At 74.6% G+C, this 11996-nt stretch carries 9 protein-coding genes and 2 pseudogenes; 7 read left to right on the top strand and 4 right to left on the bottom strand.

Annotation, left to right across the window (positions count from 1 at the left end; all coding sequences use genetic code 11):
• The 6 genes and pseudogenes from ACIBAI_RS28750 to ACIBAI_RS28725 all read left to right on the top strand — a co-directional run.
• Positions 1-4731 (top strand): amino acid adenylation domain-containing protein (locus ACIBAI_RS28750; RefSeq protein WP_399038729.1); only part of this gene is annotated, 4731 nt, incomplete at its 5' end.
• A 47-nt stretch (positions 4732-4778) separates the two neighbouring features.
• The gene (locus ACIBAI_RS28745) at positions 4779-4991 is read left to right on the top strand and encodes an MbtH family protein (RefSeq protein WP_399038727.1); all 213 of its coding nucleotides are present in this window, start codon (positions 4779-4781) and stop codon (positions 4989-4991) included.
• A 48-nt stretch (positions 4992-5039) separates the two neighbouring features.
• Positions 5040-6167, top strand: a complete 1128-nt coding sequence (hppD, locus tag ACIBAI_RS28740; protein WP_399038725.1) for a 4-hydroxyphenylpyruvate dioxygenase — start codon at positions 5040-5042, stop codon at positions 6165-6167.
• Positions 6164-7276, top strand: a complete 1113-nt coding sequence (locus tag ACIBAI_RS28735) for an alpha-hydroxy acid oxidase (protein WP_399038723.1) — start codon at positions 6164-6166, stop codon at positions 7274-7276. The genes hppD and ACIBAI_RS28735 overlap by 4 nt, the downstream gene beginning before the upstream one ends.
• Positions 7273-8586, top strand: coding sequence for a PLP-dependent aminotransferase family protein (locus tag ACIBAI_RS28730; RefSeq protein WP_399038721.1), 1314 nt, complete (start codon positions 7273-7275; stop codon positions 8584-8586). The genes ACIBAI_RS28735 and ACIBAI_RS28730 overlap by 4 nt, the downstream gene beginning before the upstream one ends.
• Before the next feature lie 136 nt (positions 8587-8722).
• Positions 8723-9191: pseudogene (locus ACIBAI_RS28725) on the top strand (DDE-type integrase/transposase/recombinase); the annotation flags it as partial.
• On the opposite strand, the gene ACIBAI_RS28720 reads toward ACIBAI_RS28725, so the two are convergent.
• Positions 9080-9406: a hypothetical protein gene (locus tag ACIBAI_RS28720; RefSeq protein WP_399038731.1), complete on the bottom strand. Its 327-nt coding sequence runs from the start codon at positions 9404-9406 to the stop codon at positions 9080-9082. The pseudogene ACIBAI_RS28725 and the gene ACIBAI_RS28720 overlap by 112 nt on opposite strands.
• A gap of 234 nt (positions 9407-9640) precedes the next feature.
• On the opposite strand from ACIBAI_RS28720, the gene ACIBAI_RS28715 reads away from it, so the two are divergent.
• Positions 9641-10069 (top strand): DUF6892 domain-containing protein, encoded by a 429-nt coding sequence (locus ACIBAI_RS28715; protein WP_399038719.1) that lies wholly within the window; start codon positions 9641-9643, stop codon positions 10067-10069.
• Between the two features lie 350 nt (positions 10070-10419).
• Here the strand turns inward: ACIBAI_RS28715 and ACIBAI_RS28710 are convergent.
• The 3 genes and pseudogenes from ACIBAI_RS28710 to ACIBAI_RS28700 all read right to left on the bottom strand — a co-directional run.
• Positions 10420-10719 (bottom strand): annotated as a pseudogene (locus ACIBAI_RS28710) (pyridoxamine 5'-phosphate oxidase family protein); the annotation flags it as partial.
• Between the two features lie 153 nt (positions 10720-10872).
• Complete coding sequence (locus ACIBAI_RS28705; RefSeq protein WP_399038717.1) at positions 10873-11241, bottom strand: hypothetical protein; 369 nt, start codon at positions 11239-11241, stop codon at positions 10873-10875.
• A 590-nt stretch (positions 11242-11831) separates the two neighbouring features.
• A partial coding sequence (locus ACIBAI_RS28700; RefSeq protein WP_399038008.1) for a methionine adenosyltransferase domain-containing protein occupies positions 11832-11996 on the bottom strand: 165 nt, incomplete at its 5' end.

Raw genomic sequence — 11996 nt, 5'->3', positions numbered from 1 at the left:
GGTGTCAACGACGTGCTGCTGGGCGCGCTGGCCCTGGCGGTGCGTCAGTGGCGCGAGGCGCGCGGCACGGCCGCCGGCGGCGGGGTGCTGGTCGATCTGGAGGGCCACGGCCGTGACAGCGACCGCGCCGACGTGGACCTGTCCCGCACGGTGGGCTGGTTCACCCGCGTCCACCCCGTACGGCTGCAGGTCACCGGGGACGACCCGGCGGACGCCGTCAAGCAGGCCAAGGAACAGCTCCGGAGCGTCCCGGGCGACGGCGCGGGCCACGGCCTGCTGCGCTACCTCAACTCCGGCACCGCGGCCGCGCTGACCGGTCTGGCCCGGCCGCAGATCGGCTTCAACTACCTGGGCCGCACGCCCACCTCCGCCTCCGGTCCCGCGTCCGACGCCGACTGGTCCCCGGTCGAACAGCCGCAGGGCTCCCTCCCCGCCGATCCGGCCGTCCCGCTCGCGCACGCCCTGGAGATCAACGCCATCGCGCTGGACGGTCCGCAGGGCCCGGTGCTGTCGGCGACGTTCACGTGGGCGGGCGGTCTGCTCGACGAGGCCGGGGTGCGGGACCTGGCCGAGCGGTGGCTGCGGGCGCTGGAGGCGCTCGCGGACGACCCGGACGCCGGCGGCCACACGCCGTCCGACTTCCCCCTCGTCACGCTCACCCAGGACCAGGTGACGGCCCTGGAGGCCGTCCACCCCGGCCTGGAGGACGTCCTCCCGCTCTCCCCGCTCCAGGACGGTTTCCTCTTCCACGCGCTGTACGACGTCCAGGACACCGACGTCTACACCGCCCAGCTCGTCCTGGACCTGGAAGGCCCCCTCGACGAGGCGACGCTGCGCGCGACATGGACGCAGCTGCTGCGCCGGCACGCCAACCTGCGGGCCGCGTTCGTCCACGACACCACCACCGGCGCCCCCGTCCAGGTGATCGTCCGCGATCCCGTACTCCCGTGGCGGACCGTCGACCTGACGGACGGGCCCGCGCAGACGCGGACCGCCCGGCGGGACCGCGTCGCCGAGCAGGAGCGGTCGGCGCGCTTCGACCTGACGCGCGCCCCGCTGCTGCGGATCGCCCTGGTGAAGCTCGGCGACGAGCGGCACAGCCTCGTCCTGACGCCCCACCACATCCTTGTGGACGGCTGGTCCATGCCCGTGCTGCTCGGTGAGATGTTCGCGCTGTACGCGGCGGCGGGCTCCGCGGCCGGTCTTCCCCCGGTCACCCCGTACGGCGACTACCTGCGCTGGCTCGCCGCCCAGGACCGGGACGCCGCCAGGGCCGCGTGGACCGCCGAGCTGGCCGGGCTGGAGGAACCGACGCTGCTCGTCCCCGAGGCGACCGGCGCGCCCACGGCCGAACCCGGCCACGTCGCGCTGGAACTGCCCCCGGACACGGCCGCGGCCCTGCGCCGGCTGGCCCGGGAACACGGCCTGACGGTCAACACCCTGGTCCAGGGGGCCTGGGCGGTGCTGCTGTCCCGGACGACCGGCCGCGACGACGTCGTCTTCGGCGCCACCGTCGCGGGCCGCCCGCCGGAGGTCGCCGGAATCGAGTCCATGGTCGGTCTCTTCATCAACACCCTGCCCGTACGGGTCGCCCTCGACCCGGCGGCGACCCTCCTGGAGACGCTCACACGGCTGCAGACCGGACAGTCGTCCCTGATGGCCCACCAGCACCTCGGCCTGAGCGAGGTCACGCGGCTCTCCGGCCACCCCGCGCTCTTCGACACGCTGGTGGTCTTCGAGAACTACCCGGTCGACCGCGAGGCGCTGGCCCCGCGCGCCGGCACGTCCGCGCCGCGGCTCACCGGGGTGAAGGGCCGGGACGCCACCCACTACCCGCTGAGCCTGATCGTCACCCAGGGAGCCCGGAACGACGCTCTCACCCTCCGTCTCGGCTACCAGCCCGCGCACTTCGACCACGCGGCCGTGACCGCGCTGGCGGACCGGCTGGGCCTGCTGCTGCGGGAGTTCGCCGCGCAGCCCGACCGGAGGACGGCGGCCGTCGACGTGCTCCGCGACGAGGAGCGCGAACGGGTCCTCACCCGCTGGAACGACACGGCGGCACCCGTCGCGCCGACCACCCTCCCCGAGCTGTTCGCGGCGCAGGCGGCGCGCACGCCCGACGCGGTGGCCGTGGTCCACGGGACGCAGCGGCCGACCTACGCCGAACTGGCCGCCCGCGCCACCGCGCTCGCCGCGCGCCTGCGCCGGGCCGGTGCCGGACCGGAGACCCGTGTCGCGGTCGCCGTGCCCCGCTCCGTGGAACTGGTCGTCGCCCTGCTGGCGGTACTGGAGACGGGCGCCGCCTACGTCCCCGTGGACCCGGGGCTCCCGGCGGGACGCATCGCCCTGCTGCTGGAGGACACCGCCCCCGTCCGCACCCTGGTCACCGCGGCGGTGGCGGCGGACTCCCCGCTGCCGGACGACACCCCCGTCCTCGTCGTGGACGCCGACCCGGGCGACGTCCCCCCGCCCGGCCCGGGCGAGGTGCGCACCCCCCGCGCCCCCCACCCCCGCAACCCCGCGTACGTCATCCACACCTCCGGCTCCACCGGCCGGCCCAAGGGCGTCGCCGTGTCGCACGAGGCGATCGTCAACCGCCTGCTGTGGATGCAGGACGCGTACAACCTCACCGCCGGGGACCGGGTGCTGCACAAGACCCCGACCGGCTTCGACGTCTCGGTGTGGGAGCTGTTCTGGCCGCTCGTCACCGGGGCGGCCCTGGTCGTCGCCCGCCCGGACGGGCACCGGGACCCGGCCTACCTCGCGGAGCTGATCCGCACCGAGCGGGTGACGACGGCGCACTTCGTGCCGCCGATGCTCGGCGCGTTCCTCGACGAGCCCGCCGCGGCCCGCTGCACCACCCTGCGCCGGGTGGTGTGCAGCGGCGAGGAGCTCCCCGCCGACCTGGCGGCCCGCTTCCACGGCGTGCTGCCCGGAGTGCGGCTGCACAACCTCTACGGCCCCACGGAGGCGGCCGTGGACGTCACCCACTGGGACTGCGAGCCCGGCGCGCGGGGCCCGGTGCCGATCGGCCGGCCGGTCCGGAACACCCGGGTGTACGTCCTGGACGCGGCGCTGCGCCCGGTGCCGCCCGGGGCCACCGGCGAGCTGTACCTCGCCGGGATCCAGCTGGCGCACGGCTACCACGGCAGGCCCGCGCTGACGGCGGAACGCTTCATCGCCGACCCGTTCGACCGGGACGGCGCGGGCGGCCGCCTGTACCGCACGGGCGACCTGGCCCGATGGCGCGCCGACGGGGCCCTGGAGTACCTGGGCCGCGCCGACCAGCAGGTCAAGGTGCGTGGTGTACGGATCGAACCGGGCGAGGTCGAGGCAATCCTGCGCGCGCATCCGGGCGTCGCCCGCGCGGCGGTCGTCGTGCGGGCCGGCGAACGGGACGAGGCGCGCCTGGTCGCCTACGCGGTGCCCGCCGCCGGAGCGGAGCCCGGGGCCGTCGCGCCGGCCCGGCTGCGGCGGTACGTCGCGGACCACCTGCCGGAGTACATGGTGCCCGCGGCGGTCGTGACCCTGCCGGACCTGCCCCTCACCGTGAACGGGAAACTGGACCGCAAGGCCCTGCCCGAGCCCGCGTTCACCCCGCCGGGCGGCGGGCGCCCGCCGCGCGACGCGCGGGAACGGCTGCTGTGCGAGCTGTTCGCCGAGGTGCTCGGCGTGGACCGGGTCGGCCCCGAGGACAGCTTCTTCGAGCTGGGCGGGCACTCCCTGGCCGCGGTCCGGCTCATGGCCCGGATCCGCTCGGCCCCCGGCGCCGGTCGCGGCACCGGCCTCGGTGTCCGCTCGCTGTTCGACGCGCCCACCCCCGAGGCCCTGGCCCGGCTGCTGCGCTCCGGCGACAGCGCCGGCACCGGACCCGAGGAGGCGCAGCGGGCCTTGGAGGTACTGCTGCCGCTGCGTACCACGGGCACCCGGCCGCCGCTGTTCTGCGTCCACCCGTGGGCCGGGCTGAGCTGGCCGTACTCCGGCCTGCTCAGCCACCTCGGCGGCGACCGGCCGCTGTACGGGCTCCAGGCCAGGGGACTGGCCCGCGCCGAGGAACCGCCCGCGTCCGTGGGGGAGATGGCCGAGGACTATCTCGCCCGGATCCGCGAGGTCCGGCCCGAAGGCCCGTACCACCTGCTGGGCTGGTCCTTCGGCGGCCTGGTGGCCCACGAGATGGCGGCACGGCTGCGCGAGGCGGGGGAGGACGTCGCGCTGCTCGCCCTGCTCGACTCCTTCCCGCCGGACGCGACCGCCGCCGTGGAGCGGACCGGTGCCGACGGACCCCCGGAGGACCCGGCCGAGGGCGACGTCCTCGCCCGGCTGCTGCGCTTCCTCGGGCACGAGGCGCCCCGGTCGCCGGACGGCGGTCCGGTGGCCCCGGAGGCGGCCCGGGAGATCCTGCGGCGCGAGGGCGCCCCCCTCACCGACATCCCGCCGCACACGCTGCGGGCCTGGCCCGGGATCGCCGCCCGTCACGCCCGGCTGGCCCGGGAGTTCGTCCCGCGGCGCTTCGACGGCGACGTGCTGCTGTTCACCGCCGAACCGGCCCCGGGCGCGGCGGCGCCGGCTCCCGCCGCGTGGACGCCGTACGTCGGCGGCCGCGTCGACGTGCACCCCGTCGCCTGCGGCCACCACGACATGACGCTCCCCGGCCCCCTCGCCGAGATCGGCCGCGCCGTCGCCGAACGGCTGGAACGGGCCGACCGGACCGACCGCCCCCGCACCCCCTGACCCCGACCCCGACCCCGATCCGACCCACCCCTGCACGGAGCGCAGCCATGACCAACCCCTTCGAGAACGACGACGCGCAGTACCTGGTCCTCGTCAACGACGAACTCCAGCACTCGCTGTGGCCGGTCTTCGCCGACGTCCCCGCCGGCTGGACCGTCGCCCTCCCGGCCGCGAGCCGCCGGGAGTGCCTCGACTACGTCGAGAAGAACTGGACGGACATGCGGCCCAAGAGCCTGGCCGACGCCATGGCCGAGCAATGACCACCCCCGCCCCCCGCGTCCCCCGCACCACCCCGTGAGGAGAACGACATGACACCGAACGACGCCCCCGCCGACTCCCTGCGCGTCAGCCACGTCGAGCTGTACGTCGCCGACGCCGAGGCCGCCGCGTCGGCGTTCACCGACGGCTACGGCTTCCAGGTCCGCGCCACCGCCGAACGCGGCGGGCCCGAGGGCACCTCCCGCTCCCTGGCCCTGTGCCAGGGCGACATCGTGCTGGTGGTGACCGAGGCGCTCGACGACACCCACCCGGCCGCCGCATACGTGGCACGGCACGGCGACGGCATAGCCGACATCGCGCTGAGCACCCCCGACGCCCGCGCGGCCTTCGCCGACGCCGTCTCCCGCTCCGCCGTCGCCGTGCGCGAGCCCGCCGAGCGGGACGGCTGGGTCACCGCCGCCATCGCCGCCGGCTTCGACGACGTACGCCACACCCTGGTCCAGCGACCGGCCGGCCACACGGACGCGGCCGTCCCGCTGCCCGGCTTCGAGCCGGTGGCCGGGCCCGCCGCGGCGACCGGGGAGCCGGAGCCGGTGGGGCTGACGGTCCTCGACCACGTCGCGGTCAGCGTCCCCATGGGGCAGCTGGCCGAGAGCACCGGCTACTACGAGCGGGTCTTCGGCTACGAGTCCGTCTACGAGGAGCTGATGGTGCAGGGCACCGAGGCCATGGACTCCAAGGCGGTCCGCAGCCCCGCCGGGGACCTCACCTTCACCGTCCTGGCGCCGAGCCCGGAGCACGACCCCGGCCACATCGGCGACTTCCTGGAGCGGCACGGCAGCGGCGGCGTGCACCACCTGGCCTTCGCCACCACCGACATCATCCGCACCGTCGACCGGATGCTCGAGCGCGGCATCGTCTTCCTCGGCACCCCCGACACCTACTACGACCGGCTGGAGCGGCGCCTGCAGCTGAACCGCCACTCGATCGCCGAGCTGCGCAAGGGCCGAGTCCTGGCCGACGAGGACCACGCCGGCCAGCTCTTCCAGATCTTCACGCGGACCGTCCACCCCCAGCGCACGCTCTTCTACGAGATCATCGAGCGCGCCGGCGCGGACAGCTTCGGCGGCGGCAACGTCCGCGCGCTCTACGAGGCCGTACAGGCGGAGAAGGCCGAGCACGAGGCCGCCGCGGGCGCCGGCGGGGAGACCGCGTGACCGACCCGGCACTCGCCGGCCTGCTCACCCCCGCCGACGCGGAGGCTCTGGCGGCGGGCGTCCTGCCCGCCGCCGTGGAGCGCTTCGTCGGTGGGGCGGCGGGCGCGGAACTCACGCTCCGCGCCAACCGCGCCGCGTTCGACCGGCTCCATCTCGTCCCCCGGGTGCTGACGGACGTCTCGTCCGTCAGCACCGCCCGCCCGCTGCTCGGCACGGACAGCGCCCTCCCGGTGGCCGTGGCCCCGATGGCGTACCAGAAGGCAGTGCACCCGGACGGCGAACCGGCCGCCGCCCGGGCCGCCCGCGACGCCGGTGTCCCCTTCACGGCGTGCACCTTCAGCAGCACCACCGTGGAGGACATCGCCGCCACCGGCGCCGTCACCTGGTTCCAGCTGTACTGGCTGCGCGACCGCGGCCACACCGAGGAACTGCTGCAGCGGGCGGAGGCGGCCGGCTGCCGTGCGCTGATGCTGACCGTCGACACACCCAGGATGGGGCGCCGCACGGCGGACATGCGCGGGGCCTTCACCCTGCCCGACGGGGTGTCGGCCGTGCACTTCGGCCCGCGCCCCGACGGTGTGCCGCGCGCCGCGAGCAGCGGTGTGAGCGCGGTCGCCGCACAGACCGCCAACGTCGTCGACCCGTCCCTCGGCTGGTCCGACCTGGACTGGCTGCGCGAACGCACCCGGCTGCCGCTCGTCCTCAAGGGCGTGCTGGACCCGGCCGACGCGGAACGTGCCGCCGCCTGCGGTGTGGACGCGCTGGTGGTGTCCAACCACGGGGGCCGCCAGCTCGACGGCGCCCTGCCCGCCCTCGACGCCCTGCCCGCCGTGGCGCGGGCCGTGGCGGGGCGGTGCGAGGTGCTCCTCGACAGCGGTGTCCGCAGCGGTACGGACGTGCTGAAGGCCCTCGCCCTCGGCGCGGACGGCGTGCTGCTGGGCCGCCCCGTGCTGTGGGGCCTGGCGGCCGGCGGGCACCAGGGCGTGCTCCGGGTGCTCCGTCTGCTGGGCGAGGAGCTGGAGTCGGCCCTCGCGCTGGCCGGATGCCCGGACCTCGCCGCCGCGGCACGGCTGCGCACCGTCGTCCATCCGGGAGGCGAACCACGATGACCACGACGGCGTACGGCCTCGACCCCCTGGCGCTGCACCCGTCGGTGAGCGACCCGCTGCTGTCCTCGATGACCTTCCTCAACGAGGTCGCGGGCCGCTACCCGGACGCGCTCTCCCTCGCGGCCGGCACCCCCTACGAGGGGTTCTACGACGTCGAGGACGTCCACCGCGCGCTGCGGGTCTTCTGCGACCACCTGCGCACCGGGCAGGGCCGCACCGAGGAGCAGGTCCGGCGCACCCTCCTGCAGTACGGACGCACCAAGGGCATCATCCACGAGCTGATCGCCCGCCAGCTGGCCGTGGACGAGGGCGTGCACATCGACCCCGAGGCGGTCGTCGTCACCACGGGTTGCCAGGAGGCCCTCTTCCTCACCCTGCGGGTGCTGCGCCGCGACGCCCGCGACGTCCTGCTGGCCGTCACCCCCGCCTACGTCGGGGTCACCGGGGCGGCACGGCTTCTGGACCTGCCGGTGCACCCGGTCGCCGAGGGCCCGGACGGAGTCGACCTGGACGACCTGCGGCGGCGGATCCGCCGGGCCCGTGCCGCCGGGCTGCGGCCGCGCGCCCTGTACGTCGTGCCCGACCACGCCAACCCCTCCGGCATCCGGATGCCGGAGCCGGTGCGCCGCGACCTCCTCGACCTCGCGGAGCGGGAGGACGTCCTGCTGCTGGAGGACAACCCGTACGGCCTCTTCCCGCGCCGGGGACACCGGCTCCCCACCCTCAAGGCCCTGGACACCCGGCGCCGGGTGGTCCATCTCGGGTCGCTGGCGAAGACGGTGTTCCCGGGGGTGAGGATCGGCTACGCGGTGGCCGACCAGCCGGTCGGGTCGGGGCCGTACCTGGCGGACCTGCTCGCGAAGGCCAAGAGCATGGTCACCGTCAACACCTCGCCGATCGCCCAGGCGGTGGCCGGGGGCCGGCTGCTGGAACACGGGTGCAGTCTGGTCCGCGCCAACGAACGGGAGAGCGAGGTGTACCGGCAGGGCCTCGACCGGATCCTCGACGGGCTCGCCCGCCGCTTCCCCGCCTCGTCGGGAGTGAGCTGGAACAGCCCCGAGGGCGGCTTCTTCGCCGTCGTCACGGTGCCGTTCGACGTCACCGACGAGGCGCTGGAACGCTCGGCGCGCGACCACGGCGTGCTGTGGACGCCGCTGCACCACTTCTACGACGCCACGGCGGTGGACACCGGCACCGCCGCCGGGCCGCTGCGCTGTCTGCGCCTGTCCTGCAGCGGTCTGGGACCACAGGACATCGACGAGGCACTCGACCGCTTCGCCGGCTTCGTGCGTTCCCGCGACGCGCTGTAGCAGGGTCCCGGCCCGGCTGCCCGAACGACACCCCGGGGGGCGGCACCGATTCCGGCGCCGCCCCCCCGGGCGGTTCCTGCCCGACGGGGCATCGGCCGCCGGGCGCCGCCGGCACCGGCCCACCGGCCGCGTCGTACGCCGCTACGAACGCGACAGGCCCGGCGGACCGGTGCATGTGGACACCGACAAGCTCGGCAACATCCCCGACGGCGGCGGCCACGAGGTCCTCGGCCGGCCCGCAGGCCGCGAGAACCGCCGGAACGCCGGCCACAGCCACCTGCACACCGCCGTCGACGACCACTCCCGCCTGGCCTACGGCGAAATCCTCCCGGACGAGCGGAAGGAGACCGCCGTCGCCTTCCGGGCGCGGGCGCTCTTCGCCCCTGCGGGATCACCGTCGGACGGGCGCTGACCGACACGGCTCCCGTTACAGGTCCCGCCTGGGGCGCGATGCCCCGGCCGCGGTCGGGAGCACGCACGAGCGCACCCGCGCTTACCGGCCCCAGGCCAACGGCGAGGCCGAACGCTTCAACCGCGCCCCGCTCGACAAGCGGGCCCACGAACGCCCCCGCCGATCAGAAACCGAACGACGCGACGCCTTCCCCACGCCCGGATCGCGGGGCCGGTGATCCGGTACGGCCTGCCGGATCGCCTGCCGCTCGACCGCATCGAGGGGCTGGTGCTCGCCGGGGCGTCGTCCGCGCGGCTGGGCCACGAGCGCCTCGCACCCGCCTGCCGGCCACTTCGCCCACCAGTTGCCCACCGCCTCCAGCGAGCCCCGGAACTCCGCCGCGTCATCCTCGCGAGTCCGACCCGCCACCAACGCCGCCACCGCCCGCAGCCGAAGAGCCTCCTGCGCCGACGGCGACAACCGTCCTGCATCCTCCACCAATTCACTCACGCAGGGATCGACGCCCCGGCACACCTACCGCATCGGGCCAATAGCCGACGAAACGGCTTTGCCTCGTCCGCTGCCGGACACTTCCGGACCAGGTGCGTTCCGTCGCCGGACTGCGGTGGTCCTGGTGTCGGTGGTGCCGTCTAGGTTGTGCGCATGGCCACGTTCAAAGACTTCAACTTCAAGCTGATCGTCGTCGAGCAGCTGATGTACATCGACGAGACGCTCACACCCCAGTTCCGCCTCGCCGATCTCCTCAAGGAGAAGGGGCTCGGCGACGACCCCTGGGAGTACGCCCAGCAGCACGGCCTGGCGTACCAGGTTGTGCCCGAGGCGCGCAGCTACTTCGCAGCACTGGAGATCGACGACGAACTCCTGGCCGACGTCGAGGAACTGTGCATGGACGGCGGTAACCAGGTGTACCAGGAGTGCGCCCCGGTCTGGGACGGCGAGGACGACTTGTTCGACGTCGCTTCCCTCGACGACCTCGTGCTGCTTCCGAACCTCCGGCGCGTCCTCGGCTCCGAGTTCCTGAGCCCGGAGTTGCGGAACGTCCTCAGCGCCCGCGGCATAGTCGCCGACTAGAGGACTCATGAAGATCCCGGCGGTGGCCCGCCGCGGCTGCCGCACAGTGGCAGAGCACGGCCGGAACCGGCGCAACCAGTCGATGGCGGTGTATTAGCCGGATGCGACGGAGCGAGTTCAGCCGTGCTTTCCGCTTCGCCCTGGCCCTGGGCCCGCATCGGGCAGTCGCCGAAGCACACGGCCACGATCATCGTCGATCACGGCACCGGTGATCCCACCGAAGCCGAGCGGATGGGCGCGCACCTCGCCGCCGCGGGCGCGGCGTGCCTCGACGCCCCCGTCAGCGGCGGCGGCCCGGGGCCCGCACTCGCATCCTCGCCACCTTCGTCGGCGGACCCGCCGCGAAACACAGGAACCGTCGTCATCCCGGAGACCTCGGCCTCGCCCTCGGCGACGGCGAACGACCACACGTCGCCGCCCTGCACATGCAGCGCCGCGCGCGGGTTGCGCCGCAGATGCCCGACCTTGATCCGGTCGGCTCTCGTCGAGAGCCGCACGATGCGGGCTTCGGCGTCCCAGCTGTACAGCATGGTGGCCAGGTGGGGGTGGCCACTGCGCCTGACGGTGGCGAGCGTGCCGAACCGCTGCCTGCCGAGCAGGTGGGAGAGGGCTTCGTCGGACAGTGGACGAGGAGCTGGTCCTTGAGCCATGACGTGATCAACGTCCTTGGCTGTCCGGGAGTTTCATGGGCAGCGCAAGCCCGGCGCCCGCTTCCGGGACACGCCCTGGAGGCCAGGGGACCGGCGGCCGCCGCACGGCGAACCCCGGCACGGGACGGACACGGCCGGGGTTCGCCGGCAGGTTCAGCGGGACGTGGGGAACAACTGGAGCTTGGCCTTGCGGCCGGAGACCGACTTCACCCAGATCTTCAGGTTGTTGAGCTTGACGGTGCCGCCCGGACTGGTGCTGCCGCTCAGGCGTACTCCACCCGAGGTGGCCGACATCGCCACGGCCCGGGAACCGACGTGGGTGATCTCCAGCTTCCCGAATCCGAACTTGCGGCTGTCGACCTTGATGCTCTTGGGCGCGGACACGGTGATCTGGCACCGCCCGTCGTAGCAGGGTCCGTTGCCGGCGGCGAACGCCCCGGGCGCCATCAGGCCCAGGCCCAGCGTGCCCGCCATGGTCAGCGTCACCGCCGCCGTGACCGGCCGGCGCATTCCCGTACTCATCAGTCAGATCTCCTGCTTCCTGGGAGGAATTCCACGTTCGGCTTTTCCCGTCCGCCGGTCCCGGGCCCCTTTTCGGAAGGCGCCCGGTCACCGGCGTGGTCAACGGACCGTAGCAACGTCGTGGTCGCCGTATCCGCACACGATCGGAAATCTCCGGAATCCGCCCGCAGTCGACCAAGGACGGGGCGCACCTGCTTACGGGAAGGCGGAAGTGAGCGTTCTCCGGGTCCGGCCGAGCCGGTCCCTGGCCATCCGGGCGATGTCACCGGAGCCGGCCGGTACGTCGGCTGTGACAACCCGTCGCAGCTCAGCCGGGAGTGCCGCCGCCGGTTCGGCGCGCCCCCGGGCCGGGGCACGGCCCGTCTGCGGGACACCGTGCCCCCTCCGGCGGCGTCCTGCTCCGAGCCGAGCCGGGCCGGAAGCCGTGTCGCCGCGGCGCGCGGACGGCGTGCGCCCGGCGCCCGGGAGCCGCTGAGGCACGGGGCCGGAGCCCGCCGCGCCGCTGCCCGACTGCGCCTCGGCGCTCCTCCCGCTCCTCGTGCCCCGCGTCCCGGAGCGCCGGGCCGCGGGGGCGGGGGAGCGGAGTCGGTTCAAAGGCCCGCCGCGGCGCGCAGGGCGTCCACGCGGTCGGTGCGCTCCCAGGTGAAGTCGGGCAGTTCGCGGCCGAAGTGGCCGTAGGCGGCGGTCTGGGCGTAGATCGGGCGGAGCAGGTCCAGGTCGCGGATGATGGCGGCCGGGCGGAGGTCGAAGACCTC

This window comes from Streptomyces sp. NPDC051041 (genome assembly GCF_044456065.1).
Classification (GTDB): domain Bacteria; phylum Actinomycetota; class Actinomycetes; order Streptomycetales; family Streptomycetaceae; genus Streptomyces; species Streptomyces glaucus.
This window is presented reverse-complemented; position numbering and strand designations above follow the sequence as displayed.

Excerpts from the sequence above, each read along its gene's own strand:
- hppD (WP_399038725.1), top strand. The coding sequence starts at position 5,040 with ATGACACCGAACGACGCCCCCGCCGACTCCCTGCGCGTCAGCCACGTC.
- ACIBAI_RS28705 (WP_399038717.1), bottom strand. The coding sequence starts at position 11,241 with ATGAGTACGGGAATGCGCCGGCCGGTCACGGCGGCGGTGACGCTGACC.
- ACIBAI_RS28730 (WP_399038721.1), top strand. The coding sequence starts at position 7,273 with ATGACCACGACGGCGTACGGCCTCGACCCCCTGGCGCTGCACCCGTCG.
- ACIBAI_RS28715 (WP_399038719.1), top strand. The coding sequence starts at position 9,641 with ATGGCCACGTTCAAAGACTTCAACTTCAAGCTGATCGTCGTCGAGCAG.
- ACIBAI_RS28745 (WP_399038727.1), top strand. The coding sequence starts at position 4,779 with ATGACCAACCCCTTCGAGAACGACGACGCGCAGTACCTGGTCCTCGTC.